Origin of the sequence: Modestobacter muralis, assembly GCF_010682105.1 — a bacterium.
GTDB classification, from domain to species: Bacteria; Actinomycetota; Actinomycetes; order Mycobacteriales; family Geodermatophilaceae; genus Modestobacter; species Modestobacter muralis.
The window spans coordinates 1-25,281 of record NZ_JAAGWH010000025.1; the positions used below are offsets into that span (position 1 = coordinate 1).

Consider the following 25,281-nt stretch of genomic DNA (forward strand, 5'->3'; position numbering starts at 1 on the left):
CGGTCTAGGGCCCACAGTCGGGTGTATAGGTACCTATGCCTGGGGATCCGGGACCGGGATCGACGGTCGTGAGGGGTGATCGCGGGGGATCCGACGCGTGAGCGTCCCTCGAACGGGGTAATCCGCCGCCTGCCCGGCGAAAACTTAAAGCCCGTAGTGTTTCTCCGGTGGAGCTGCAGGGGATCGTGAGGGCATGACGGGCTACCTGAGCAGCTGCACGGTGGTCGTGCCGACCATCGGCCGCCCGTCGCTCGACGTCCTGCTCGACGCGCTGGCGAACAGCACCGGGCCGCGCCCGGCCGAGCTGGTGCTGGTCGACGACCGGCCCACGGGCGAGCCGCTGCGGCCCGAGCGCCCCGGCCTGCCCCCGGTCCGGGTGGTGCGCACCGGCGGCGGTGGCCCGGCCCGCGCCCGCAACCTGGGCTGGCGCACCGCGCACACCGAGTGGATCGCCTTCCTCGACGACGACGTCGTGCCCGACCCCGACTGGTACGACCGCCTCGCCGCCGACCTGGCCGCGCTGCCGGACGACGTCGCGGGCACGCAGGGCCGGGTGCGGGTCCCGCTGCCGACCGACCGTCGGCCCACCGACTGGGAGCGCGGCACCGCGGGGTTGGCCACCAGCAGCTGGATCACCGCCGACCTCGCCTACCGCCGGTCCGCCCTCGCCGCGGTGGGCGGGTTCGACGAGCGCTTCCCGCGCGCCTTCCGCGAGGACTCCGACCTCGCCCTGCGGGTCATGGACACCGGCTCCACGCTGACCCGCGGCGAGCGCTGGATCACCCACCCGGTGCGCCCGGTCGACCGCTGGGTCTCCGCCCGCGTGCAGGCCGGCAACGCCGACGACGTGCTGATGCGCCGGCTGCACGGCCCCACCTGGCGTGACCGCGCCGACGCCGCCGTCGGCCGCCGTCCCCGGCACCTCGCGGTCACCGGCGCCGCGCTGGCCGCCGTCGGGCTGCTCGCCGTCGGGAGGCCGCGGGCCGCCGGGCTCGCCGCGCTCGGCTGGCTCGCCGGGACGGCGGAGTTCGCCTGGGCCCGCATCGCACCCGGCCCGCGCGACCGCGCCGAGGTCGCCACCATGGCCCTGACCAGCGCAGTCATCCCGCCGCTGGCCACCTGGCACGTCCTGCGCGGCGCGGTCGTGCACCGCGACGTCCCGGCCTGGCGCGGGCTGCCCGACCTGGTGCTCTTCGACCGCGACGGCACGCTCGTCCACGACGTCCCCTACAACGGCGACCCGGCGCTGGTCGCCCCCGTCGACGGCGCCCGCGAGGCGCTGGACTCCCTGCGCGCCCGCGGCGTGCGGATCGGGCTGGTCACCAACCAGTCCGGGGTCGGCCGCGGGCTGATCACCCGGGCCCAGGCCGACGCCGTCAACGCCCGGGTCGCCGAGCTGCTGGGCCCCTTCGACACCGTGCAGGTCTGCCCGCACGCCCCCGAGGACGGCTGCCACTGCCGCAAGCCCGCGCCCGGCATGGTCACCGCCGCCTGCGCCGAGCTCGGCGTCGACCCGGCCCGCTGCGTCGTCGTCGGCGACATCGCCGCCGACCTCGGTGCCGCGGCCGCCGCCGGTGCACGCGGCATCCTGGTGCCCACGCCGGTCACGCTGCCGGCCGAGGTCACCGCCGCCCGGCACCGGGCACCCACGCTCACCGAAGCGGTCGAGGACGTGCTGGCAGGGGCCTGGTGAGCGGGCTGGCGAGCTCACCCAGCGGCACGACCCCCAGCCGCACCGTCCTGGTCGCCCGGCTGGACAACGCCGGCGACGTGCTGCTGCAGGGCCCGCTGGTGCGAGCGGTCGCGGCCGGTGCCGACCGGGTGGTCTTCCTGGCCAGCCCGCAGGGCACCGCCGCCGCCGAGCTGCTGCCCGGCGTCGACGAGGTGCTGACCTGGCACTGCCCGTGGATCGACGGGCACCCGCAGCCCGTCGACGCCGCGGACCTCGCCGCGCTCGCGGACCGGGTGCGCGCCGCGGGGGTCACGGAGGCCGTCGTCTCCACGTCGTTCCACCAGTCCCCGCTCCCGCTGGCCCTGGTCCTGCGCACCGCCGGCGTGGCCCGGATCAGCGCGATCAGCGTCGACTACCCCGGCTCGCTGCTCGACGTCCGGCACAAGGTGGACGACGACATGCCGGAGCCCGAGCGCGCGCTGTCCCTGGCCCGCGCGGCCGGGTTCGAGCTGCCCGACGGCGACGACGGCCGGCTCGCCGTGCGACGTCCACTGCCCGCGGTCGCCCACGAGCCGGGCTACGTGGTGCTGCACCCCGGCGCCAGCGTGCCGGCGCGCGCCTGGCCCGTGGAGCGCTGCACCGAGGCCGTCGAGGCGCTGGCCGACGCCGGGTACCGCGTCCTGGTCACCGGCGGGCCGGGGGAACGGGCGCTGACCGCCGCCGTCGCCGGCACCCGCGGGGTCGACCTCGGCGGGGCCACGACGCTGGCCGAGATGGCCGCCCTGCTCGACGGCGCCGCCGCGGTGGTCGTGGGCAACACCGGCCCCGCGCACCTGGCCGCCGCCGTCGGCACGCCCGTCGTCTCGCTGTTCTCCCCGGTCGTCCCGGCCGTGCGGTGGGCGCCCTATGGCGTCCCGACCGTGCTGCTGGGCGACCAGTCCGCACCCTGCCGCGACACCCGGGCCCGCGAGTGCCCGGTGCCGGGGCACCCCTGCCTGTCCTCCGTCACCGCGGCCGACGTCGTCGCCGCCGTCGAGAAGTTGGTGGCCGCGTGAAGGTCCTGCTCTGGCACGTGCACGGCTCGTGGACGACGTCGTTCGTCCAGGGCGCGCACGAGTACCTGCTGCCGGTCGTCCCCGACCGGGGTCCCGACGGGCTGGGCCGCGCCCGCACCTGGGACTGGCCGGCGTCGGTGCGCGAGGTGACGCCCGAGCAGCTGCGCGAGGAGCAGCCGGACGTCGTCGTCCTGCAGCGCACCCGCGACCTGGAGCTGGTCCGCGAGTGGCTGGGCCGCGAGCCGGGCCGCGACCTGCCCGCGGTGTTCCTCGAGCACAACGCGCCCGACGGCTCGGTGCCGAACACCCGGCACCCGCTGGCCGACCAGCGCGAGATCCCGATCGCGCACGTCACGTACTTCAACCAGCTGTTCTACGACAACGGCTCGGCGCCGACCAGGGTGATCGAGCACGGCATCGTCGACCCCGGCGAGCGCTACACCGGCGAGCTCGCCCGGGCCGGCGTCGTGGTCAACGAGCCGGTCCGCCGCGGCCGGTACACCGGCGGCGACCTGCTGCCGCTGCTGAGCCGGGCCGCTCCGCTCGACGTCTTCGGCATGGGCCTGACCGGTCTCCACGAGCGCTACGACCTCGACCCCGCGCGGGTCGGGCTGTACGACGACCCGCCGCAGGCGGCGATGCACGACGAGCTCGCCCGCCGCCGGGTCTACGTGCACCCGGTGCGCTGGACGTCGCTCGGGCTGTCGCTGCTGGAGGCCATGCACCTGGGCATGCCGGTGGTCGGGCTGGCCACCACCGAGGCCGTCGAGGCGGTCCCGGCCGAGGCCGGCGTGCTGTCGACGAACCCCGAGGTGCTGGCCCGCGCACTGGAGCGCTTCGTCCACGAGCCGGACGCCGCCCGGCTGGCCGGCAAGGCCGCCCGCGCCGCTGCGCTCGGCCGCTACGGGCTGGACCGCTTCCTCACCGACTGGGACGCCCTGCTGGCCGAGGTGACCCGGTGACCGCCGACCTGGTCGACGCCTACCGGCTGAGGATCAGCCTGGTCAGCGAGCACGCCAGCCCGCTCGCCGCGATCGGCGGGGTCGACGCCGGCGGGCAGAACGTGCACGTCGCGGCCCTCGCCGCGGGCCTGGCCACCCGCGGCCACGAGGTCACCGTCCACACCCGCCGGGACGACGCCGCGCTGCCCGAGCGGGTGCGCACCGCCGACGGCTACGACGTCGTGCACGTGACCGCAGGGCCCCCGGCCGTGCTGCCCAAGGACGACCTGCTGCAGCACATGGGCACCTTCGCCGACGTGCTGCGGGCCGCCTGGGTGCTGCAACCGCCGGACCTCGTGCACGCCCACTTCTGGATGAGCGGCCTGGCCTCGGTGCAGGCCGCCGCGGGGCTGGGCATCCCGGTGCTGCAGACCTTCCACGCCCTCGGCTCGGTCAAGCGCCGGCACCAGGGCGACGCCGACACCTCGCCGGAGCAGCGCATCGAGCTCGAGCGCGGGCTGTGCGCCGACGTCGACCACGTCGTGGCCACCTGCACCGACGAGGTCGTCGAGCTGGGTCTGCTGGGCCTGGCCGACGACCGGGTCTCGATCGTGCCCTGCGGCGTCGACACCGCCGAGTTCACCCCGCGCGGGCCGGTCGCCGAGCGCTCCGGCCGGCCGCGGCTGCTCGTGCTGGGCCGGCTGGTCGAGCGCAAGGGCCAGGAGGACGCCGTCCGGGCGCTCCCCGCGGTCCCCGGCGCCGAGCTGGTCGTCGTCGGCGGGCCGCAGTCCCACCTGCTCGACACCGACCCCGAGGTGCAGCGGCTGCGCGCGATCGCCGACGAGCTGGGGGTCGCCGACCGGCTGGTGTTCACCGGCGCGGTGTCGCGGGCCGACGTCCCGGGCTGGATCCGCTCCGCCGACGTGGTGCTCGCCGTGCCCTGGTACGAGCCGTTCGGCATCACCCCGCTGGAGGCGATGGCCTGCGGCCGCCCGGTGGTCGCCACCGCCGTCGGCGGGCTGGCCGACTCCGTCGCCGACGGCGTCACCGGCGACCTGGTCCCGCCGCGCGACCCCGCCGCCCTCGGCGCGACGCTGGCGGCGCTGCTCGCCGACGACCAGCGCCGGGCCGCCTACGGCGCCGCCGGCGTACGGCGCGCCCGCACCCGTTACCGCTGGTCCCGCGTCGTGGCCGACACCGACGCCGTCTACCGCCAGGTCCTGGCTGTCCGCTCCCCTCTGGAGGTCGCTCGATGACCGTCACCCCGTCCCGCTCCAGCGAGGTGGTGTCGCCGGACACCTGCACGCACCTCACCGGGCACGACCACGTCGCCTCGCTGACCGCCGCGCTGGGCAGCCTCACCGCGCAGGTCGAGGTCCTCGACCGCTGGGGCCGGCTGCTGGCCGACGTGCTCACCGGCGAGGGCCGCGGCCGGCTGCTCGCGGCCGGCAACGGCGGCAGCGCCGCCCAGGCCCAGCACCTCACCGCCGAGCTGGTCGGCCGGTACCGCGCCGACCGCCCGCCGTTCTCCGCGATCTGCCTGACCGCCGAGACGTCCTCGCTGACCGCGATCGCCAACGACTACGCGGCCGACGAGCTGTTCGCCCGCCAGGTCGAGGCGCACGGCCGCCCCGGCGACGTGCTGGTGCTGCTGTCGACGTCGGGCCGCAGCCCCAACGCCGTCGCCGCCGCCCGCCGGGCCCGCGACTGCGGCGTCACCGTGCTCGCGATGACCGGGCCGGGCCCGAACCCGCTGGCCGCGGCCGCCGACGACGCCGTCTGCATCGACTCGGAGTGGACCGCCACCGTGCAGGAGTGCCACCTGGTCGCCCTGCACCTGCTCTGCGCCGCCTTCGACGCGGCGGTGCTGGCCGAGTCGCCGCGGGTGTTCACCACCAACCACGTCGAGGTGGTCCAGTGATCGTCGTCGTCGGTGACGCTCTGCTCGACGTCGACCTGGTCGGCACCGCCTCCCGGCTCACCCCGGACGCGCCGGTACCGGTGATCGACGACGCCGTGACCCACGAGCGTCCCGGTGGCGCCGCGCTCGCCGCCGTCCTGGCCGCCTCCTCCGGCGAGGAGGTCACCCTGGTGGCCCCGCTCGGCGACGACGACGGCGCCGACCGGCTGCGGGCGCTGCTCGCCGGCCGGGTGCAGCTGATCGAGATCCCGGCCAGCAGCCCGACCGCGGTGAAGCAGCGCATCCGGGTCGGCGACCACTCCGTCGCCCGGCTCGACACCGGGGGAGCGACGACGACCTTCGGCGCCCTGCCGGCCGCCGCGGCCGAGGCGATCGCGACCGCGTCCGCCGTGCTCGTCGCCGACTACGGCCGCGGGACGACGTCGGCCCCTGACGTGCGTGCCGCGCTGTCCGCCGCCCGCGGCCCGGTGGTCTGGGACCCGCACCCGCGCGGTGCGGACCCGGTGCCCTCCACCCGGCTGGTCACCCCCAACGGCTCCGAGGCGGCCCGCGTCGTCCCCGACGTCACCGGCACCGGCCTGGCCGCGGTCGGTGCCCGCGCCGAGGCGCTCATCCGGCAGTGGGGCGTCGGCGCGGTCGCGGTGACCCTCGGCGCCCGTGGCGCGCTGCTGTCCTACGGGGAGGGCGCGCCGATGGTCGTGCCGGCCACCCCGGTCACCGGCGGCGACCCGTGCGGCGCCGGTGACTCCTTCGCCGCCGCGGTCACCGTCGCCCTCGCCGGGGGTGCGGTCACCGGTGAGGCCGTCACCGCCGCCGTCGCGGCCGCCGGTGCTTTCGTCGGCCGGGGCGGGGCCACCGCCTGGGACGCCGCCCCGGCCGCCGCCGAGCCCACCGAGCCCGACGTCGACGCGCTGCTGGCCCGGGTGCGCGCCGCGGGCGGGACCGTCGTGGCCACCGGCGGCTGCTTCGACCTGCTGCACGCCGGCCACGTCGCCACCCTGCGGGCCGCCCGCGGGCTCGGTGACTGCCTGGTCGTCTGCATCAACTCCGACGACTCGGTGCGCCGGCTCAAGGGCCCCACCCGCCCGCTGGTCAGCGCCCCCGACCGGGCCCGGGTGCTGGAGGCGTTGGAGTTCGTCGACGCCGTCGTCGTCTTCGGCGAGGACACCCCCGCGACCGTGCTGGAGCGCCTCCGGCCCGACGTGTGGGCCAAGGGCGGCGACTACGCCGGCGCGGACCTCCCCGAGGCCGCGGTGCTGCGCACCTGGGGCGGTCAGGCCGTCGTCCTGCCCTACCTGGACGGCCACTCGACCACCGCCCTGGTCGAGCGCTCCCGCACGAAGGACCCCGTTCTCCCCACGACTCGCAGGCTCGCCGCGGGCCCCGGAACGGGGCCGTGACCGAACAGCCCACGGCGGTGGTGCTGCGGCCGCTGGGGCTCGGTGACCTGCTCACCGGGGTGCCGGCGATCCGGGGGGTCCGGGCTGCGGTGCCCGGGCACCGGCTGGTGCTGGCGACGACGCGGGCCCTGGCGCCGCTCGCCGCGCTGATCGACGCCGTGGACGAGGTGCTGCCCGCCGTCGAGCTCGAGCCGCTGGGCTGGTCCGGCCCGCCGCCGGAGCTCGCCGTCGACCTGCACGGCAAGGGCCCCGCCTCGCACGTGGTCGTCGCCGGGCTGCACCCGCAGCGGCTGCTGACCTTCGACAGCCCCGGCTATCCCGGCCCCATCTGGTACGCCGACGAGCACGAGGTGCGGCGCTGGTGCCGGCTGGTCGACGAGGGGCTGGGCGTCACCTGCGACCCCGACGCCCTGGACCTGCGCGTCCCCGACGTCGAGCCGCCGGTGCGCGGCGCCGCCGTGGTCCACCCGGGGGCGGCGTTCCCCGGCCGGCGCTGGCCGGTCGACCGCTTCGCCGCCGTGGCCCGGCACCTGCGCGCGCAGGGGCACGACGTGCGGGTCACCGGCGGCCCGGCCGAGGTCGAGCTCGCCCGGGCGGTCGCCGCCGGGGCCGGGCTGGGGGACGGCGCGGTGCTGGCCGGGCGGACCACGTCCCTCGAGCTGGCCGCCGTGGTCGCCGCCGCGTCCGTCGTCGTCTGCGGTGACACCGGGGTGGCCCACCTCGCCACGGCCTACCGGCGTCCCTCGGTGGTGCTGTTCGGCCCGGTCCCACCCGCGCTGTGGGGTCCGCCGCCGCGTGCGCAGCACGTCGTGCTCTGGCACGGCGACGGCACCGGCGACCCGTGGGGCACCGACCTGGACCCGGCCCTCGCCCGGGTCACCGTCGCCGAGGTCACCGCCGCCCTCGACGCCCTGCTCTGATGGAGTCCCAGCGCGTCAGGGAGCGAGCGCTGGGACTCCATCACCGTCAGCTGCGGCGGCGGATGGCGTCGAAGAGCACGCCCTGCAGGTCCTCGGGGTCCAGGCAGGGGTAGGCCGCGCCCCCGGTCGCGTCGCCGATCTGCTGCAGTGCGCTCAGGTCGGCGTCCGGGCCCAGCGCGATCCCGACCACCTTGACCGGGCGCGCCGGGTCGGCCTCGGCCCGCAGCGTGTCCAGCAGCGCCGGCAGGTCGACGCCGGCCTCGTCGTCGTCGTCCTCGCCGTCGGTGATCAGCACGACGGTGTTGACCGACTTCGGGTCGTGCGCCTCGCGGGCGGCCCGCACCGCGGCCAGCGTCGTGTCGTACAGGCCGGTGCCGCCCGGGGAGAGGATCGAGGGCAGGGTGTCGAACTGCTCGGTGATCAGCTGGCGCTGCGTCTTCCCGTCCCCGGCGTCGGCGCCGAAGGTGCGCAGCGGGGCCAGCTCGACCCAGTCGCGGTCGCCGTCGAGCCGGTGGGCGAAGGCCCAGACGCCGCCGGAGTAGGAGTCCGGCAGCAGGGTCAGCGCGCTCTTGCCGGCGTCGCGGGCCAGCGTCGCCCGGGTGCCGTCGCCGGCCGCGGCCTCCATCGAGGTGGAGACGTCCATGACGGTGAGCAGCCGGGACGGCGTGGCCAGGCTGGACAGCCGGCCGAGCAGCGCCTGCACCGCGGCCGGGTCGAGCACGACCTGCTCGGGCGTCTGCGACTGCACGCCGGTGCCCACGCCGGCGCCGGCCGGGGACCCGCCCTGCTGGTCGCGGAAGCCGGCGGCGCGCGCCTGCTCGCCGACCGGGCCGGCGGTCAGCGCCTGGACGACGGCGTCGACCGCGCGGCGCTGCACGTCGTCGCCGACCGGCAGCCGCAGCACCGGGTAGTCCAGCGACGGGGAGCCCTCACGGGGGTAGACCGCGACCAGGGCGTCGGAGCCGGCGGCCTGGTTGGCGGCGAGCACCTCCTGCTCGCTCACCGGGACCAGCGGCGCGTCGGCCCCGCCCGCGGTACCGGCGGCGAGGGCGTCGGCGACGGTCGGGACTCCGCCGCGGCCGGCGGCCAGCACGGCCTCGACGACGGCGTTGTCGGCGGCCTCCCCACCACCGAGGGACTGCCGGACGGCGGCCAGGACCGAGACGCCCTCGGCGCTCGCGGCCAGGTCGGGTACGGCGAGCGGGCGGTCGGTGGTCAGCGCCTCGCCCCAGGTCGGCGGCGTCGTCGTCCAGCCCAGGTCCTCGGCGGCGGCGCGGCTGGTGGCCAGCACGAGCGGTGAGGTGGCGACCGAGCCGGCCGCCTCCAGCCCGCTGCCGCCGGCGCGGGCGGCCCACAGCGAGGAGTCGGGCACCCAGACCTGCGGGAGGGCGTCGGGGGCCAGCGAGCCCAGGTCGGCCAGCGTCTGCAGCGGCTCGGTGGCGGTCACCTCGGCGACGGCGCAGGCGCCGCTGTCCAGGTCGAGGGGCTGGGCGAGCAGCTGCCCGGCCAGCGCGCCGAGCTCGGGGGCCACGGTCACCGGCACGGTGCGGCGGTCGGTGCACGCGCCGGAGTCGGCGGCGGCCGGGGCGGTCTCGTCGTCGCCGGAGGTCCACCAGACCAGCCCGGCCACGACCACGGCCACGACGAGCGCGGCCAGGCCCGCGAGCAGGGCGGGACGGGTGCGGCGGTCGGTCCGGGCGCGGGTGTGGGCGTGGCGCCCCATCTGGTGTTCTCCGGTCGTGTTCGCAGGCGCACTGGGGCGCCCGGCGCCCCAGTGGGCGTGCGGCCATCGGTCGGTGCGCCACTGTACCCATCCGGGCCACCCGTCCGGGCCCGCGAGCGCCGCCCGTCCGGGCTCCCGGTCCCCGTCCGGCCGGGCCGGCAGGGAGGCGACCGGGTGGTCAGCCGACCTGGGCGAGGGCCGCCTCGCGCTGGGTGGTGAACCACTCGACCGTGCGGCGCAGGCCCACCTCGGAGGTGACCGTGGGCGTCCAGCCGAGGGCCTCGGTGGCCAGCGTCGTGTCGGGCCGGCGCACCTTGGGGTCGTCGACGGGCAGGTCGATGAAGCCGATCTCGGAGTCCGAGCCGGTCAGCTCCACGATCCAGCGGGCGAGCGCGAGCATGGACAGCTCGTCGGGGTTGCCGATGTTCATCGGGCCGGTCTCGGTGGAGAAGGCGAGGGCGAGGATGCCGCGCACCGTGTCGTCGACGTAGCAGATCGACCGGGTCTGGGACCCGTCGCCGGCCACGGTCAACGGCCGGCCGGACAGCGCCTGGCCCACGAAGGCGGGGATGGCGCGGCCGTCGTCGGCGCGCATCCGCGGGCCGTAGGTGTTGAAGATGCGCACGATCGCGGTGTCGGTGCCCTCCGACGTGCGGTAGGCGGTGGTCAGCGCCTCGCTGAACCGCTTGGCCTCGTCGTAGACCCCGCGCGGGCCGACCGGGTTGACGTTGCCCCAGTAGTCCTCGCGCTGCGGGTGCTGCAGCGGGTCGCCGTAGACCTCCGAGGTGGAGGCCAGCAGGAAGCGGGCGCCCTTCTCCTTGGCCAGGCCCAGCGCGTGCAGGGTGCCCAGGCTGCCGACCTTGAGGGTCTCGATCGGCATCTTCAGGTAGTCCAGCGGGCTGGCCGGGGAGGCGAAGTGCAGCACCAGGTCGACCGGGCCGGGGACGTGCACGTAGTCGGTGATGTCGCAGCGGACCAGGCGGAAGCCGGGGTGCTCCATCAGGTGCTGCACGTTCTCCGGCGAGCCGGTGAGGAAGTTGTCCAGGCAGACCACCTCGACGCCGCGCTCGAGCAGCTGCTCGCACAGGTGCGAGCCCAGGAAGCCGGCCCCGCCGGTCACCACCGCCCGGCGGACCTCGCGCGCCTGCTCTGCACCCTGGACTGCCATCGACGAGCTCCTGTCTGCCGCACCCGCGCACCGGACCGCGCGGCGTGCACCGCACTGAGTGCCCGGGACGTCAACTTCGCACACGCTTCGGGGCCGAAGTGTCCCCGGGTCGGCAGGACCCTCCGATCGGGGGACGGCGGCCACCGCGGCGGCCGCCGTCCGACCGGCTACTGCAGGTAGTTCTCGACCTGCGGCTCGGGACGCGCCTGCGCCTCGTCGGGGTCCTCCCCGTACTGGCGCTTGGCGTCACGCTGGCGGACCAGGTCCCACAGCTGGTCGCGCTCCTCCTCGATGGAGCGGAGGCGGGCGCGCTGCTCCTCGGTGTGCTCGGTCGCGTTGCGGAGCGCGTGCTCCTCCTCGACCAGCGCCTCGATCTGGGCGTGGATGTCCTTGTCGTCGTCTGCCATGCGCCCAGCTTGCCCCCTCGGGGACGAGGTCATGCCTGCGGCTCGGGGCGCTCGGGGACCCAGCCCTCGACGAAGGCGGCCAGCCGCCGGGTCACCGCGCCCCCCGACCGGCCCAGCGACAGCAGCGCCGAGCGCTCCAGTGGCACCCGCACCGGACGGCGCCCGGCGGCCGCAGTACGCACCGCGTGGCCGTCGGCGACCAGCTCGGGCCACGGGCGGTCCAGCTGGGCGCGCACCCGGGCGAGGGCGGCGGCCGCGGGTGCGGCGTTGCCCTCGACCAGGGCGGTGACGAACGCCGGGTCGCTGGCGATGACGCGGGTGGCGTCCCGGAAGCTGCCGGCCGCCAGGCTCAGCGCGAGCGGCCCGGCCTGTCCCGCGGCGGCGGCCAGCGCGGCGGCGAGCAGGTGCGGGACGGCGCTGATCGCGGCCACCGCGTCGTCGTGCTCAGCGGCGGTCACCGGCACCACCTCCGCACCCACGGCGAGCGCGATCTCCGCGACCCGCAGCCAGCGGCGCAGGTCGGTGTCCGGCTCCAGGCACAGCGCCCACCGGGCACCGGTGAACAGCGCGGGGTCGACGGCGTCCGGGCCGGACCGTTCCGTCCCGCACATCGGGTGCCCGCCGACGAACCGCTCGCCGTGCGCTGCGCCCAGCGCGTCGAGCACCGGGACCTTGACCGAGCCCAGGTCGGTGACCGTCGCGCCCGGGTCGATCCGCAGCCCGTCGAGCGCGGTGGCCATCACCGGCAGCGGGACGGCGAGGACGACGACCCCGGTCAGCTCCCGGGTGACCCGGACGCCCTGGTCCTCGGCGGCCGCGCGGGCTCTCGGGTCGACGTCCCAGCCCGACACGGGGCGGCCGTTCGCGACCAGCGCCGCGGCGAGGGACCCGCCGAGCTGACCGAGCCCGACCACCGACACCGGCGGCACGGGCATCGTCGGCACGGGGAAGGCGCTCGCGGCGCCCGGCGTCCTGCTGTCGTCGGGAGCGGGGTCGGCCATGATCTACAGGCTATGACCACCCTGCCGGACCCCGGCACCGCGCTGCGGCCCAGCTTCGCCGTCCGGGTCGCCCGCCTGGACGGGCACTGGCGGTGCGAGCTGCTGGCCGCCGACGCCGACAGCGAGCTCCCGGTGCTGGAGCAGGCACTGGGCGAACCCGGGTCGCCGGGCTGGCCCGGGCCGTTCGTGATCGTCGTCGACAGCCGGCTGTACTTCGTCGTCCTCCGGCACGGGCCCGGCGGCATGGTGCGCGCGCTGATCTCCGACGCGACGTTCCAGGAGTGGCTGCTGGCCGCCGAGGTGGTCGAGCGCTACGGCATCCCGGTCGAGGCCGGGAACACCATCGAGGACGCCTTCGACGACGACGAGCAGGGCTGGCCCGGCGGTGACCTCGCCGTCCTGGCCGATGCCGGCCTCCCCGCCGAGGAGCTCACCGCGCTGCTGGACTCCGACGAGATGTGGGCCGACGAGCTGGTGCTGGCCATCGCCGGGCGGATCGGCTTCGCCGACGAGCTCCGGGCCGCGGCCGCCGCCTGAGGGGTCCGCGGACGGTCGAGCCCTGCCCCCACCCGGGGGCAGGACTCGACTGTGCGCAGGATGTCCCCGTGACCGACGACGAGGCGATGCTGCGGGCGCTCGAGCTGGCCGCCGCGGCCCAGGAGTGGGGCGACACGCCCATCGGCGCCGTGGTCCTGGGGCCGGGCGGCGAGGTGCTCGCCGAGGCCGCCAACGAGCGAGAGCGGCGCGGCGACCCGACCGCGCACGCCGAGGTGCTGGCGCTGCGCGAGGCGGCCCGGGTGCACGGCGACGGCTGGCGGCTGACCGGCGCCACGCTGGTGGTCACCCTCGAGCCCTGCACCATGTGCGCCGGGGCGAGCGTGCTGGCCCGGGTGGCCCGGGTCGTCTACGCCGCCGACGACCCGAAGGCGGGTGCGGCCGGGTCGCTGTGGGACGTCGTCCGGGACCGCCGGCTCAACCACCGGCCCGAGGTCGTGAACGGGGTCCGGGCCGAGGAGTCCGGCGCGCTGCTACGTGCCTTCTTCCGCGCGAAGCGGGGCCTGTAGTCTCTCCGGCGGTGGCGTGTCCGAGCGGCCGAAGGAGCACGCCTCGAAAGCGTGTGAGGTTCACAGCCTCCGTGGGTTCAAATCCCACCGCCACCGCACCTGACGGCGGTGCCCGGTCCACCCGGACCAGGCGCCGCCGTCGTCGCGTCCGGGGCCGGTCGCCCGGCGGGTGTCACTGTGCCCGGTCGGAGTCCACGAGCAGCCGGCCGTCGTCCCCGCGGACGAAGGTGAACGTGTGCTGCTCGGGCTCCCGGGCGCCGTTCTCCACGAAGGTGACCGGTGCGGTGGCGGTCAGCGAGCCGTCGGAGGCCGAGACCGGCCCCAGCGTCACCGAGCTGAACCGGTTCCAGAAGCGGACGTAGTTGGCCCGGGAGATCGCCGAGCGCAGCGTCGGCCCGGTCCGCTCCCAGGCGGCCGCCGGGTCGCCGGGCAGCAGCGCGTAGTAGCTGGTCAGCGTCTGCTGCACCTCGGCTGCCGAGCCGGGCGCGGGTCCGGCGGGCGTCGAGGGCGGCGGTGCCGCGGTCGTCTCCGCCGGGGCGGTCGTGGCGGGCGCGGTGGTGGTCGGGGCGGTCGTGGTCGGCGTCGGGGCGGCCGAGGTGCTCGGCGCCGTGGTCTCCGACGGCGTGGGGGAGCTCGACGTGCGGGGCGCCGGCGGGGTGGACGACGGCGTGGCGGTGCCGGTCTGGGCCGCGGCCTCGGTGCGGTCGCTGTCCTGGCCGAGCAGGAACAGCAGGACGCCGACCCCGACCAGGAAGGCGGCCAGTGCAGCGAGCAGCACCGCTCCCCGGCGCCGGCCGCGCGGGCGGGCAGGCGGCGCGGCCGGGGGAGCGATCGTCGGCCCCCCGGTGCGGGCGGGGGTCGCGCTGGGGCCGGCGTCCGCGGGCGCCGCCGCGGGCGGTCCGTCCGGCGTCGGGACCAGCGGGGGAGCCGGGTCCGGGACCGGCGCGACGACCGACTGCTCGGCCGGCGCCGGCACCGCCCGGCTGCCCACCGGGCGGATGTCGGTCAGCGTCGTGGCGATCGGGGTGCGCGCGGTGAGGACGTCGGTGACGTCGCGGTCCCGGCCGGCTGCGAGGCCGGCCAGCTGGTCGCGGACCTGGGTCATCGACGGCCGCTTGCCCGGGTCGGAGTTGAGCATCCGCATCAGCGGGCGGGTCAGCGCACCGGCGTTGCGCGGTCGGTTGAAGTCACCGCCGGCGACCCGGTAGAGCATCTCCAGCGGGTTCTCGGTCATGCCGAAGGGTGGCGTCCCCTCCAGGCAGGCGAAGAGGGTCGCGCCCAGGGAGTAGACGTCGCTGGCCTCGTCGGGCTCCTGGCCACGGGCGACCTCCGGGGCGAGGTAGGCCGGCGTCCCCTTGACCACCCCGGTCTGGGTGAGCGAGACGTCGCCGCGGGCACGGGAGATGCCGAAGTCGGTGATCTTCACCAGGCCCTCGGCGCGGCCGCCCTCACCGATCAGGATGTTGCCCGGCTTCACGTCCCGGTGCACGACGCCGGCGGCGTGCGTGGCGACCAGCGCGTCGGCCACCTGTGCGCCGACCTGCGCGACCTGCTGCACCGGCAGCGTGCCCTGCTCGGCCAGCACCTGGGCCAGGCTGCGCGAGGGCAGGTACTCCATCACCAGCCACGGCGTCCCGCCGTCGTCGACCATGTCGTAGACGGAGACCGCGTGCGGGTGGGTCAGCCGGGCGGCGATCCGCCCCTCGCGCATCGCCGCCTCGCGGTGCCCCGCGGTGGCCTCGGGGTCGCTGCCGACCGGGATGAGCACCTGCTTGACCGCGACGTCGCGGCCCAGCAGCTCGTCCCGGGCGAGCCAGACCGCCCCCATCGCCCCGCCGCCGAGCCGGGAGCGCACGAGGTAGCGCCCGGCCACCCGGGAACCCGGCGCCGTCACCGCTGCCCTGCCCGCACGCCCGCCGGTCCGCCGGTCAGGTGGCGGCCGGAGCGCCGTAACGGCGTGCGTACTCCGCCTGTGCCCCCTCGGGCAGCGCGTCGAAGAGCTCGGCCAGCTCGCCCAGCGAGCTCTCCGGCAGCTCGTCGAACAGCGACTCCCAGCTCGGCGGCTCGTCGTGACCCCGGGTGAGCAGGAGCTCCCACGCCCGGGTCTGCCGGTCGCGCTGCGCCCGCTCGGCCAGCATGCCGGCGAAGTACTCGTCCCGGGCGGCGTCCTTCTCCGCGCGGGTGGCGTCGGCCGGGAGGTCGCTGGGGTCGGTGTTCTCCAGTGCGGTGACGATGGCGGCGACCACCTCGGGCCGCACCTGCTCGGTACTGCTCATGTCCAGTCCCTCCGGGTGTCGCGCTGCGCGGCGGTCGCCGGCTGTCGGCGATCACTCAACCACCCCTGGGGCCCGCGGGCGCTCCGGGCGAGGGGGGAGCGGCGCGCGTCCGGGGAGCTGCCCGGTACAGTTGCCCACGCAGTTGGAGGATTCGCCTAGTGGCCTATGGCGCTCGCTTGGAAAGCGGGTTGGGTGCAAGCCCTCGGGAGTTCGAATCTCCCATCCTCCGCAACGGGCCGCCTCGCGGCGGCCGCCCCCTGGCTCCCCCCGCGGGCCGGGCGTCCACTACAGTGGTCGGCGACCCCTCGTGCGGCGTCACCCTGTGAACCTCCCCAGGGCCGGAAGGCAGCAAGGATAAGCGGGCTCTGACGGGTGTGCGAGGGGTCCCTTCATGCCCTGGCACACAGCCTCCTGACAGCTTCGTGCGGTTCGATCCATGAACCGTCAACCTCGGGAGTGGACATGACCGGTCGTCGCGTCTGGTGGATCACCGGTGGGGTCGTGGCGGTCGTCGCCGCCGGGGCGATCGGCGGGCCGCTGGTCTACGCCGCGCTCGAGGAGGACGCCGCGCCGGCGCGGACCGTGCAGGTCCAGCCCGATGCCGCGACGTCCTCCGGCAGTGCGCCCTCCTCGGGGGCGCCGACCAGCGCCGTCGCGCCCACGCCCGACGTGGCCGCGCTCGACGGGACGTGGACCATCGCGGCCGACTCCTCGGCGGGCTACCGCGTCGACGAGGTCCTCAACGGCGCCGACGTCACCGTCGCCGGCACGACCGACCAGGTCACCGGCTCCGTGGTCATCACCGGCGGCGACCTCGCCGACGCCGACGTGACCGTCGACGTCGCCTCGATCACCACCGACACGGCTCGTCGGGACGGCTACTTCCAGGACAACGTGATGGACGTCGCGACCAACCCCACGGCGGTCTTCTCGGTCACCGAGACCGCCGACCTGCCCGAGCTCACCGGCACACCGGTGACCGTGCCGGTGACCGGGGAGCTCACCCTCGCCGGCGTGACGCGGCCGGTGCAGACCGAGATCTCCGCCGTGCGCACCGCCGACGGGGTCGACGTCTCCGGCGCGGTGCCGGTCCTCTTCGGCGACTACGGCATCGAGGCGCCGAACCTGGGCTTCGTGCGGGTGGACGACCAGGGACAGGTCGAGTTCTTCCTGCACCTGACGGAGTAGCGCTGCGCCCGTCCGTGCCGAGGCGGTGACGCACCGGTACCGACGGGCGAGGTGCGGCCGGACCGTCGGCGCGGCCACGTAGATTCAGGTCGTGGCTCTGGCGCTCTACCGCAAGTACCGCCCGGCGACCTTTGCCGAGGTGGTCGGTCAGGAGCACGTCACCACGCCCCTGATGAACGCCATCGACAGCGGTCGCATCAACCACGCCTACCTGTTCAGCGGCCCACGCGGCTGTGGGAAGACGTCCTCGGCGCGCATCCTGGCCCGCTCGCTGAACTGCGAGCAGGGCCCGACGTCGACCCCGTGCGGTGTCTGCGGCTCGTGCATCTCGCTGGCGCCCGACGGCCCCGGGTCGATCGACGTCATGGAGATCGACGCGGCCAGCCACGGCGGCGTCGACGACGCCCGCGACCTGCGCGAGAAGGCGTTCTTCGCCCCCGTGCACAGCCGGTACAAGGTCTACATCGTCGACGAGGCGCACATGGTCTCCTCGCAGGGCTTCAACGCCCTGCTCAAGGTGGTCGAGGAGCCGCCGGAGTTCCTGGTCTTCGTCTTCGCCACGACCGAGCCGGAGAAGGTCCTCCCGACCATCCGCTCGCGCACCCACCACTACCCGTTCCGGCTGGTGCCCCCGAGCACGCTGCGCGGCCTGCTGGAGCGGACGTGCACCGCCGAGGGCGTCACGGTCGAGCCGACCGTGTTCCCGCTCGTGGTGCGCGCCGGTGGCGGTTCGGTGCGCGACTCGCTGTCGATCCTGGACCAGCTGCTGGCCGGCGCCGGGCCCGAGGGCGTCACCTACCGCTCGGCGGTCGGCCTGCTCGGCGTCACCGACGAGGCGCTGCTCGACGAGGCCGTCGACGCGCTCGCCGCCTCAGACGCACCCGGGGTCTTCCAGGCCGTCGATCGGGTGGTCGAGGCCGGCCACGACCCGCGCCGGTTCGCCACCGACCTGCTCGACCGGCTGCGCGACCTGATCGTGCTGGAGGCCGTGCCCGAGGCCAGCGGCAACGGGCTGCTGGACTGCCCGCCCGACCGCCTGGACCTGATGACCCGCCAGGCCCAGGCGCTGGGTGCCGCGACGTTGTCCCGGCTGGCCGACACCGTGCACGAGGGCCTGAGCGAGATGCGCGGGACGACGGCGCCCCGGCTGCTGCTCGAGCTCGTCTGCGCCCGGATGCTGCTGCCCGCCACCGACGGCTCCGGTGCGGCCACCCTGCAGCGCCTGGAGCGGCTCGAGCGGCGGATGTCGATCGCCGGTGAGCACGCCGGTCGCCCCGAGGTCGCCGCGGTGGCCCCGGTCCGCGAGCCCGTGCGGGAGGCGGCCCGGCCGGCCCCGGTGGCTGCCCGGGTCCCCGAGCCGGCGCCCGCTGCACCAGCCGCCGCAGCGGCACCCGCCGCGGCGCCGGTAACGGCCCCGGTCCCGGCCGCAGTTGCTGCTGCGGCGCCCGGCCGGCCGGCCTACGTCCGGCCGTCGCAGGCCCGGACCGCTCCAACCGCACCGGCGGCCGGCCCCGCGGCACCCGCCCCCGAGGGGGACGACGGCTGGCCGGTCACCGCGCGCCCGGGGGCGATGGCGGCGTCCGCGCCCGCCCCGGCGCCGGCTGCCGCGCCGAGCCCGCCGGCCGCTCCCGAGCCGCGGTCCCGCCCGGCGGTGGCCGACTCCGAGCCCGACGTCCCGCTGCCGCCGGAGCCCACCGACGACGAGGACTGGCCGCAGCCCGCCCGGGTCCCCGCTCCCGCTCCCGTTGCGTCCGCGTCGGCCACCCCGGCCACCAGCGAGCCGGCCCGGCCGGCCGCCACCACGGCACCGGCACCGCGGGCCGCCGCGGAGTCCGCCCCCTCACCCCGTGGCGGCGAGCCCACGCCGCTGGTGTCGGCCACCCCGCCCGAGCCCGTGGGCGGTGACACCGAGCTGACCACCGTCGACGTCCGGCGGATCTGGCCGGAGCTGCAGGCGGTGGTGAAGCGGCACAAGCGCACGACCGAGGGCCTGATGAAGAGCGCCCAGGTGCACGACCTGGCCAACGGCACGCTCACGCTGTCGTTCACCTCCCCGGCGCTGGCCAAGATGATGGGCGAGGACCTGAACCGGGAGGTCCTCCGGCAGTCGGTCGAGGAGCTGCTCGGCGTCCGCTGGAAGGTCCAGACGATCGTCGACGTCCCCGGGCAGGCGCCGGCAGGCCCGGCGGCGACCCCCGAGGACGTCCGGGCCGCCGTCCAGGCGGCCGAGACCGCCGAGGCCGACGAGCTGATGGCCGAGCGGGCCGCCGAGCCCGCCCCCGGCAGCGCGGACGCCCCCGAGCAGGACCCGCACGCCGCCGCCCTGCTGCTGCTGCGCACCCAGCTCGGCGCCCGCCCGATCGAGGACTGAAGAAGGACCCCCTCGCCCCCACCACACGCCCCGCGCGCGGCGGGACCCTGCGCGGGGGCCCGACCCTCGCCCCCCACCACACGCTCCGCGCGCGGCGGGTCCCCGAGCGGGTGGTCGCGGGGGTCGGGGACGACCCGCGCGGCCGGCCGCCGCGCACTGTCGGTGGCAGCACCTACTCTCGGTGCCATGGGATCCGGAGGACAGCCCGACATGTCGGCCCTGCTCGCGCAGGCGCAGCAGATGCAGCAGGCGCTCGCCGCCGCGCAGCAGGAGCTGGCCGCCACGGAGGTGACCGGCTCGGCCGGCGGTGAGCTGGTCACGGTCACCATGACCGGCGACGGCGACATCACCGCGCTGACCATCGCCCCGGCGGCCGTCGACCCCGACGACGTCGAGACGCTGCAGGACCTGGTGGTCGCTGCCGTCCGTGACGCGCAGCGCGCCGTCAACGAGCTCGCCGCCAGCACGATGGGCCCGCTGACCGGCGGTCTCGGCGGCGGCCTGGGTCTGCCCGGCTTCTGACCCACCGGGGTGCGCAGGCGCGGCACCACTGCCCGCGCACCCCACCCAGACGAGGAGAACCGTGTACGAGGGCGCTGTCCAGGACCTGATCGACGAGCTCGGGCGGCTGCCCGGGGTCGGTCCCAAGAGCGCGCAGCGCATCGCCTTCCACCTGCTGGCCGCAGAGTCAGCTGACGTCGTCCGGCTGGTCGCGGCGCTGCAGCGGGTGCAGGCCGAGGTCCGCTTCTGCGTGACCTGCTTCAACGTCGCCGAGGGCGAGCAGTGCCGCATCTGCCGCGACCCCCGTCGCGCCCTCGACGTCATCTGCGTCGTCGAGGAGCCCAAGGACGTCGTGGCGATCGAGCGCACCCGTGAGTTCAAGGGCCGCTACCACGTGCTCGGTGGGGCGATCAGCCCGATCGAGGGCATCGGCCCCGACGACCTGCGGGTGAAGGAGCTGATGACCCGGCTGATGGACGGCCAGGTCACCGAGCTGATCATCGCCACCGACCCCAACCTCGAGGGCGAGGCCACCGCTGCCTACCTGGCCCGGTTGGTCGGGCCGCTCGGGATGGCCGTCTCCCGGCTGGCCAGCGGTCTGCCCGTCGGTGGTGACCTCGAGTACGCCGACGAGGTCACCCTGGGCCGCGCTTTCGAGGGCCGCCGCCGCATCGACGCCTAGACGAAGGACCCCGTCGCCCCCCGCCCTTGGCAGGCTCAGGGCGGGACCCTGCGACGGGGCCGGGGGTCCCGTGAGCCGGCCGCCGGCGCGGCCGCGGACGGTGCGTGAGGGCGTCGGCACGGCAGGGTGAGGGGCCGGTGCACGCGAGGTCTCGATCCGGTGACGATGCGGTGCACAGACACATGTGCGTCACAAAGCGCACTTAATGTCCCTGCCCGTGCCCCAGACCTTCCGGTCTGCGGGCGGTCAGGCTCCAGATCATCCGGCCGTGCACGGCCGAGAAGGCAGGTCCTCCGCGATGCATCGTCGCCCCACCCGCGCACTGGCCGCCTCCGCGGCCGCGCTGTCCGCCCTCGCGCTGGCTGGTTGCGCCTCCAGCGACCGGGACGAGTCCGGGACCGCCGCAGGCGAGAGCAGCGGCAGCGGCGGCGGAGGCGGCACCTTCGTCTTCGGTGCCGCCGGTGACCCGACCATGTTCGACCCGGCCCTGGCCACCGACGGTGAGTCCTTCCGTGTCACCCGCCAGATCTACGAGGGCCTGCTGACCAACGCGCCCGGCACCGCAGACCTGGAGCCGGCGCTCGCGGAGAGCTACGACGTCTCCGAGGACGGCCTGACCTACACCTTCGCGCTGCGCGAGGGCGTCAAGTTCCACGACGGCACCGACTTCAACGCCGAGGCCGTCTGCTTCAACTTCGACCGGCAGTACAACTTCACCGGCCTGGCCGCCAGCCCCGCGGCCTCGGAGTACTGGCAGAACAACTTCGGCGGGTTCGCCGACACCCCCGACGTCCCCAGCCTGTACGCCGGGTGCGAGGCCACCGACGCCGCCACCGCCGTCATCAAGCTGACCGAGACCACGAGCCGCTTCCCGGCCGTGCTGGCCCTGCCGAGCTTCGCCATCCAGAGCCCGGCCGCGCTGGAGCAGTACAAGGCCGACGAGCTGGGCGGCAACGGCGACGCGCTGACCTACTCCGAGTACGCCACCACGCACCCGACCGGCACCGGCCCGTTCAAGTTCGGCAGCTGGGACCGGGGCAACAAGACGGTCAGCATCGTCAAGAACGACGACTACTGGGGCGAGCCCCCCGGCGTCGACGAGATCGTCTTCCGCTCCATCGCCGACGGCAACACCCGCCGCCAGGAGCTGCAGGCCGGCTCCATCGACGGCTACGACCTCGTCGCCCCGGCCGACTACCAGACCCTCGAGCAGGGCGGCTTCCAGGTCCTGCCCCGCGACCCGTTCAACGTCCTCTACCTGGGCATCAACGGCGGCGGCGTCGAGGGCACCAGCGCGAACCCGGCCCTGCAGGACCCCCGCGTCCGCCAGGCCATCGCGCACGCCATCGACCGTGACACCATCGTGAGCTCGCTGCTCCCCGAGGGCGCCGAGGCCGCGATCGAGTTCGTGCCCCCGGCCGTCGACGGCTGGACCCAGGACGTCACGCAGTACGCCTACGACCCGGCGAAGTCCAAGTCGCTGCTGGCCGAGGCCGGCGCGACCGGCACGAAGCTGCGCTTCTACTACCCGACGGACGTCAGCCGGCCCTACCTGCCGGACCCGGCCGCCATGTACGAGGTCATCAGCAAGAACCTGACCGACGCCGGGTTCACCGTCGAGCCGACCTCCCTTCCGTGGAACCCGGACTACCTCGACGCCGTGCAGGCCGGGCAGGCGGACATCCACCTGCTGGGCTGGACCGGTGACTACAACGACGCTTACAACTTCATCGGCACGTTCTTCGCCGACGCCGGTGGCGGCAAGATGAAGGCCGAGTTCGGTGGCTGGAGCGCCCCCGAGGTCTTCTCCACGCTGGCCGCCGGTGACAGCGAGGCCGACGTCGAGGCCCGTGGCCCGCTGTACGAGGCGGCCAACAAGGCGATCATGGACTTCCTCCCGGCGGTCCCGATCTCCCACGCCCCGAACGCGATCGTCGTCGCCGAGAACGTGTCGGGCCTGGTCCCCAGCCCGCTGTCGGCCGAGGACTTCTCCACGGTCACGATCAGCGAGTGATCGCACTCCACCGGGGCGGCCCTGACGGGTCGCCCCGGTGGCGTGTCCACCCCCGGTCGTCGATCCAGGAAGGCTGACCAGCCAGCGTGCTCCGCTTCATCGTCCGGCGGCTCCTGCAACTCATCCCGATCCTGCTGGGCCTCTCGGTCCTGCTCTTCGCCTGGCTGCGCGCCCTGCCCGGCGGACCGGCCCAGGCAGCGCTCGGTGAGCGCGCCACCCCCGACGACATCGCCCGCTACAACGAGACGTTCGGTCTGGACCAGCCGGTGCTCGTCCAGTACGGCAAGTTCCTCGGCCGCGCCCTCCAGCTGGACTTCGGGACGTCGTCCCGGACCGGCCAGGCCGTCACGACCGAGTTCCTCGAGCGCTTCCCCGGCACCCTCGAGCTGACGGTCTTCGCGATGGTCTTCGCCATCGGCGTCGGCATCCCGGTCGGCTACCTCGCCGCCCGCCGGCACGGCAGCTGGATCGACTCCAGCTCCGTCATCGGCTCGCTGCTGGGCGTGGCCATCCCGGTCTTCTTCCTGGCCTACCTGCTGCGGCTGCTGTTCGCCGTCCAGCTCGGGTGGCTGCCCGGCTCGGGCCGGCAGGACGTGCGCATCGACGCCACGCACATCACCAACTTCTTCGTGCTCGACGGGCTGCTGACCCGGGAGTTCGACGCCGCCTGGGACGCCCTCCTGCACCTGGTGCTGCCCGGCATCGCGCTCGGCACGATCCCGCTGGCCATCATCGTGCGGATCACCCGCGCCTCGGTCCTGGACGTGGTGAACGAGGACTACGTCCGGACGGCGAACGCGAAGGGCCTGGCCACCGCCACCGTGCGGCGGCGGCACATCATCCGCAACGCCCTGCTCCCGGTGTCCACCACGATCGGCCTGCAGACCGGTCTGCTGCTGTCCGGTGCAGTGTTGACCGAGACCGTGTTCGCCTTCGGCGGTGTCGGCAGCGCGCTGCGCGACGCCATCGCGAACCGGGACTACGCCCTGCTGCAGGGCTTCATCCTCATCCTGGCGGTGGTCTACGTGCTGGTGAACCTGTTGGTGGACATCTCCTACGGGCTGCTCGACCCCCGGGTGCGCGTCCGATGAGCTCGCGGATCGGCGGGGGTGCAGAGCCGATGAGCGCGGCTCTGGGCAGCACCCGCCGCGACAAGATCGACGAGCTGGCCGCCCGCGCCGGTCAGGTGCCCGAGGGCGGGGGCGGGGTCTCGCTGGCCCGCAGCGCCTTCCGCCGGCTCCGCCGCAACCCGGTGGCCATCCTCGGTGCGGTCATCGTCGTCGCCTTCCTCCTGGTCGCCGCTCTGGCGCCGTCGCTGGCCCCGCGCGACCCACTGGAGCAGGCGCTGCTGTCGGAGGTCCGACAGGGCTCCATCCCCGGCTCCCGCGACGGCTTCCCGCTCGGGGTCGACCAGCTCGGCCGGGACGTGCTGTCCCGGCTGATCTACGGCTCGCGCCAGTCGCTGCTGATCGGTGTGGTCTCCACGGTGCTGGGCGCGGTCGTCGGCATGGCCCTGGGCGTGCTCGCCGGCGCCTTCGGCGGCTGGGTGGACACCGTGGTCATGCGCTTCGTCGACATCCTGCTGTCGATCCCCGGCCTGCTGATGGCCATCAGCATCTCGGTGCTGCTGGGCCAGAACCAGTACGCGCTGATGATCGCCATCGCCGTCACCCAGGTGCCGGTGTTCGCCCGCCTGTTGCGCGGGTCGATGCTGTCCCAGCGGGACAGCGACTACGCCCTCGCGGCCAAGGCGCTGGGGGTCAAGCGCAGCCGGATCGTGCTCGGGCACGTGCTGCCCAACTCGCTGTCGCCGGTGATCGTGCAGGCCACCCTCTCGCTGGCCACGGCGATCATCGAGGCCGCGGCGCTGAGCTTCCTGGGCCTGGGCGACCCCGACATCAGCCGGCCGGAGTGGGGCGCGATGCTCTCCAGCGCCCAGGCCGTGCTGTCCTTCGCACCGCAGCTGGCCGTCTACCCGGCGCTGTGCATCATCGTGGTCGCGCTCGGTTTCACCCTGCTCGGGGAGTCACTGCGCGAGGCCCTCGACCCGAAGTTCCGGAGGTGACCATGAACGGCTCCACGGCGTTCTCGGCGGCGCCTCGGCACGCTGCCTCCACGACCCCGGTCCTCGAGGTCGAGGACCTCTCGGTCCGGTTCACCCGCCGCGGTGAGGCCGGCACCCAGGCCGTCGACGGGGTCAGCTTCTCCGTCGCCCCCGGGGAGACCATCGGCCTGGTCGGGGAGTCCGGCTGCGGCAAGTCGGTGACCTCGCTGGCGGTGATGGGCCTGCTGCCCAAGCGCGGCGTGCAGGTCGACGGCTCGGTCCGGCTCGACGGACAGGAGCTGCTCGGCGCCGGTGACCGCGCGCTGCGCAAGCTGCGCGGCGCGGACATGGCGATGGTCTTCCAGGACCCGCTGTCCTCGCTGAACCCGACGGTCACCATCGGCGTCCAGGTGACCGAGGTGCTCAAGGAGCACCGCGGGATGCGCGGCAAGGAGGCCACCGAGGAGGCCGTCGACCTGCTGGACCGGGTCGGCATCCCCGACCCGCGCCGGCGGCTGGGGGAGTACCCGCACCAGCTCTCCGGCGGCATGCGCCAGCGCGCGCTGATCGCGATGGCGCTGGCCTGCTCGCCGCGGCTGCTCATCGCCGACGAGCCGACCACCGCCCTCGACGTCACGATCCAGGCCCAGATCCTGGAGCTGCTCCGCGAGCTCGTGCAGGGCTCCGGGACGGCGCTGGTGATGATCACCCACGACCTGGGCGTCGTCGCCGGGCTGTGCGACCGCGTCCACGTCATGTACGCCGGCCGGATCATCGAGACCGCCGACCGCGGCGACCTCTTCGCCCGCCCGCGGCACCCCTACACCGGCGGCCTGCTGGCCTCGGTGCCGCGGCTGGACACCACCCGCGGCACCCCGCTGACCCCGATCCGCGGGTCCGCCCGCGACGCCATCCCGTGGGCCCAGGGCTGCG

Annotated in this window: 23 protein-coding genes, 2 tRNA genes and 1 other RNA gene; 20 read left to right on the top strand and 6 right to left on the bottom strand. The window is 75.5% G+C overall.

Going from position 1 to position 25,281, the window contains the following annotated elements; genetic code table 11:
* Positions 1–193: 193 nt before the first annotated feature.
* From GCU67_RS10150 to GCU67_RS10180, 7 genes are read left to right on the top strand one after another with little or no spacing between them, the layout of a single operon-like run.
* On the top strand, positions 194–1,693 hold the full coding sequence (locus GCU67_RS10150; protein WP_163611110.1) for an HAD-IIIA family hydrolase: 1,500 nt from the start codon (positions 194–196) through the stop codon (positions 1,691–1,693).
* Positions 1,690–2,727, top strand: coding sequence for a glycosyltransferase family 9 protein (locus tag GCU67_RS10155; RefSeq protein ID WP_338104913.1), 1,038 nt, complete (start codon positions 1,690–1,692; stop codon positions 2,725–2,727). The genes GCU67_RS10150 and GCU67_RS10155 overlap by 4 nt, the downstream gene beginning before the upstream one ends.
* Complete coding sequence (locus GCU67_RS10160; protein ID WP_163611111.1) at positions 2,724–3,689, top strand: glycosyltransferase; 966 nt, start codon at positions 2,724–2,726, stop codon at positions 3,687–3,689. The genes GCU67_RS10155 and GCU67_RS10160 overlap by 4 nt, the downstream gene beginning before the upstream one ends.
* Positions 3,686–4,924: a glycosyltransferase gene (locus tag GCU67_RS10165; RefSeq protein ID WP_338104914.1), complete on the top strand. Its 1,239-nt coding sequence runs from the start codon at positions 3,686–3,688 to the stop codon at positions 4,922–4,924. The genes GCU67_RS10160 and GCU67_RS10165 overlap by 4 nt, the downstream gene beginning before the upstream one ends.
* Positions 4,921–5,589: a D-sedoheptulose-7-phosphate isomerase gene (locus GCU67_RS10170; protein WP_163611112.1), complete on the top strand. Its 669-nt coding sequence runs from the start codon at positions 4,921–4,923 to the stop codon at positions 5,587–5,589. The genes GCU67_RS10165 and GCU67_RS10170 overlap by 4 nt, the downstream gene beginning before the upstream one ends.
* Positions 5,586–6,989 carry a D-glycero-beta-D-manno-heptose 1-phosphate adenylyltransferase gene (gene rfaE2, locus GCU67_RS22420; protein ID WP_163611113.1) on the top strand — a complete coding sequence of 468 codons (1,404 nt, stop codon included), beginning with the start codon at positions 5,586–5,588 and terminating at the stop codon, positions 6,987–6,989. Before GCU67_RS10170 ends, rfaE2 begins: the two co-directional genes overlap by 4 nt.
* Positions 6,986–7,909 carry a glycosyltransferase family 9 protein gene (locus GCU67_RS10180; protein ID WP_163611114.1) on the top strand — a complete coding sequence of 308 codons (924 nt, stop codon included), beginning with the start codon at positions 6,986–6,988 and terminating at the stop codon, positions 7,907–7,909. The genes rfaE2 and GCU67_RS10180 overlap by 4 nt, the downstream gene beginning before the upstream one ends.
* Before the next feature lie 46 nt (positions 7,910–7,955).
* Here GCU67_RS10180 and GCU67_RS10185 read toward each other — a convergent pair whose 3' ends face one another.
* From GCU67_RS10185 to GCU67_RS10200, 4 genes are all read right to left on the bottom strand, one after another.
* Positions 7,956–9,632, bottom strand: coding sequence for a vWA domain-containing protein (locus GCU67_RS10185; protein ID WP_163611115.1), 1,677 nt, complete (start codon positions 9,630–9,632; stop codon positions 7,956–7,958).
* Between the two features lie 178 nt (positions 9,633–9,810).
* A complete protein-coding gene (locus GCU67_RS10190) occupies positions 9,811–10,800 on the bottom strand; it encodes a UDP-glucuronic acid decarboxylase family protein (RefSeq protein ID WP_163611116.1) in 990 nt (329 codons plus the stop codon).
* Between the two features lie 167 nt (positions 10,801–10,967).
* Entirely contained in the window at positions 10,968–11,207 is a 240-nt protein-coding gene (locus GCU67_RS10195; RefSeq protein ID WP_163611117.1) for a DUF2630 family protein, read from the bottom strand.
* Between the two features lie 29 nt (positions 11,208–11,236).
* Positions 11,237–12,208, bottom strand: coding sequence for a prephenate dehydrogenase (locus GCU67_RS10200; RefSeq protein WP_163611118.1), 972 nt, complete (start codon positions 12,206–12,208; stop codon positions 11,237–11,239).
* Positions 12,209–12,220: 12 nt separating this feature from the next.
* On the opposite strand from GCU67_RS10200, the gene GCU67_RS10205 reads away from it, so the two are divergent.
* The 3 genes from GCU67_RS10205 (at position 12,221) to GCU67_RS10215 (ending at position 13,368) form a co-directional block, all read left to right on the top strand.
* Positions 12,221–12,745, top strand: a complete 525-nt coding sequence (locus tag GCU67_RS10205) for a tRNA adenosine deaminase-associated protein (RefSeq protein ID WP_163611119.1) — start codon at positions 12,221–12,223, stop codon at positions 12,743–12,745.
* Between the two features lie 68 nt (positions 12,746–12,813).
* Entirely contained in the window at positions 12,814–13,272 is a 459-nt protein-coding gene (locus tag GCU67_RS10210; RefSeq protein ID WP_338104915.1) for a nucleoside deaminase, read from the top strand.
* 10 nt (positions 13,273–13,282) lie between these two features.
* Positions 13,283–13,368: transfer RNA gene (locus tag GCU67_RS10215), tRNA-Ser, on the top strand.
* 76 nt (positions 13,369–13,444) lie between these two features.
* Here the strand turns inward: GCU67_RS10215 and GCU67_RS10220 are convergent.
* Both GCU67_RS10220 and GCU67_RS10225 read right to left on the bottom strand, forming a co-directional pair.
* On the bottom strand, positions 13,445–15,166 hold the full coding sequence (locus tag GCU67_RS10220; protein WP_163611120.1) for a protein kinase domain-containing protein: 1,722 nt from the start codon (positions 15,164–15,166) through the stop codon (positions 13,445–13,447).
* A 34-nt stretch (positions 15,167–15,200) separates the two neighbouring features.
* Positions 15,201–15,548, bottom strand: coding sequence for a hypothetical protein (locus GCU67_RS10225; RefSeq protein ID WP_163611121.1), 348 nt, complete (start codon positions 15,546–15,548; stop codon positions 15,201–15,203).
* Between the two features lie 144 nt (positions 15,549–15,692).
* On the opposite strand from GCU67_RS10225, the gene GCU67_RS10230 reads away from it, so the two are divergent.
* From GCU67_RS10230 to GCU67_RS10275, 10 genes are all read left to right on the top strand, one after another.
* Positions 15,693–15,777: transfer RNA gene (locus tag GCU67_RS10230), tRNA-Ser, on the top strand.
* Positions 15,778–15,844: 67 nt separating this feature from the next.
* An RNA gene (ffs, locus tag GCU67_RS10235) (signal recognition particle sRNA small type) lies at positions 15,845–15,940 on the top strand.
* Positions 15,941–16,010: 70 nt separating this feature from the next.
* On the top strand, positions 16,011–16,736 hold the full coding sequence (locus GCU67_RS10240; protein ID WP_163611122.1) for a YceI family protein: 726 nt from the start codon (positions 16,011–16,013) through the stop codon (positions 16,734–16,736).
* Positions 16,737–16,827: 91 nt separating this feature from the next.
* On the top strand, positions 16,828–19,107 hold the full coding sequence (locus GCU67_RS10245; RefSeq protein WP_163611123.1) for a DNA polymerase III subunit gamma and tau: 2,280 nt from the start codon (positions 16,828–16,830) through the stop codon (positions 19,105–19,107).
* 186 nt (positions 19,108–19,293) lie between these two features.
* On the top strand, positions 19,294–19,629 hold the full coding sequence (locus GCU67_RS10250; RefSeq protein WP_163611124.1) for a YbaB/EbfC family nucleoid-associated protein: 336 nt from the start codon (positions 19,294–19,296) through the stop codon (positions 19,627–19,629).
* Positions 19,630–19,690: 61 nt separating this feature from the next.
* Positions 19,691–20,290: a recombination mediator RecR gene (recR, locus tag GCU67_RS10255; protein ID WP_163611125.1), complete on the top strand. Its 600-nt coding sequence runs from the start codon at positions 19,691–19,693 to the stop codon at positions 20,288–20,290.
* A gap of 298 nt (positions 20,291–20,588) precedes the next feature.
* Positions 20,589–22,304 (top strand): ABC transporter substrate-binding protein, encoded by a 1,716-nt coding sequence (locus GCU67_RS10260; protein WP_163611126.1) that lies wholly within the window; start codon positions 20,589–20,591, stop codon positions 22,302–22,304.
* Positions 22,305–22,390: 86 nt separating this feature from the next.
* Positions 22,391–23,395 carry an ABC transporter permease subunit gene (locus GCU67_RS10265; protein ID WP_163611127.1) on the top strand — a complete coding sequence of 335 codons (1,005 nt, stop codon included), beginning with the start codon at positions 22,391–22,393 and terminating at the stop codon, positions 23,393–23,395.
* Positions 23,396–23,424: 29 nt separating this feature from the next.
* Positions 23,425–24,369, top strand: a complete 945-nt coding sequence (locus tag GCU67_RS10270; RefSeq protein ID WP_163611128.1) for an ABC transporter permease — start codon at positions 23,425–23,427, stop codon at positions 24,367–24,369.
* 2 nt (positions 24,370–24,371) lie between these two features.
* A partial coding sequence (locus GCU67_RS10275) for an ABC transporter ATP-binding protein (protein ID WP_163611129.1) occupies positions 24,372–25,281 on the top strand: 910 nt, incomplete at its 3' end.

Bases quoted from the DNA above. Each gene is read 5' to 3' on its own strand.
- GCU67_RS10185 (WP_163611115.1), bottom strand. From the start codon at position 9,632: ATGGGGCGCCACGCCCACACCCGCGCCCGGACCGACCGCCGCACCCGT.
- GCU67_RS10200 (WP_163611118.1), bottom strand. From the start codon at position 12,208: ATGGCCGACCCCGCTCCCGACGACAGCAGGACGCCGGGCGCCGCGAGC.
- GCU67_RS10270 (WP_163611128.1), top strand. From the start codon at position 23,425: ATGAGCGCGGCTCTGGGCAGCACCCGCCGCGACAAGATCGACGAGCTG.
- GCU67_RS10195 (WP_163611117.1), bottom strand. From the start codon at position 11,207: ATGGCAGACGACGACAAGGACATCCACGCCCAGATCGAGGCGCTGGTC.
- GCU67_RS10190 (WP_163611116.1), bottom strand. From the start codon at position 10,800: ATGGCAGTCCAGGGTGCAGAGCAGGCGCGCGAGGTCCGCCGGGCGGTG.
- GCU67_RS10225 (WP_163611121.1), bottom strand. From the start codon at position 15,548: ATGAGCAGTACCGAGCAGGTGCGGCCCGAGGTGGTCGCCGCCATCGTC.
- GCU67_RS10205 (WP_163611119.1), top strand. From the start codon at position 12,221: ATGACCACCCTGCCGGACCCCGGCACCGCGCTGCGGCCCAGCTTCGCC.
- GCU67_RS10260 (WP_163611126.1), top strand. From the start codon at position 20,589: ATGCATCGTCGCCCCACCCGCGCACTGGCCGCCTCCGCGGCCGCGCTG.
- GCU67_RS10250 (WP_163611124.1), top strand. From the start codon at position 19,294: ATGGGATCCGGAGGACAGCCCGACATGTCGGCCCTGCTCGCGCAGGCG.
- GCU67_RS10170 (WP_163611112.1), top strand. From the start codon at position 4,921: ATGACCGTCACCCCGTCCCGCTCCAGCGAGGTGGTGTCGCCGGACACC.
- GCU67_RS10240 (WP_163611122.1), top strand. From the start codon at position 16,011: ATGACCGGTCGTCGCGTCTGGTGGATCACCGGTGGGGTCGTGGCGGTC.
- GCU67_RS10150 (WP_163611110.1), top strand. From the start codon at position 194: ATGACGGGCTACCTGAGCAGCTGCACGGTGGTCGTGCCGACCATCGGC.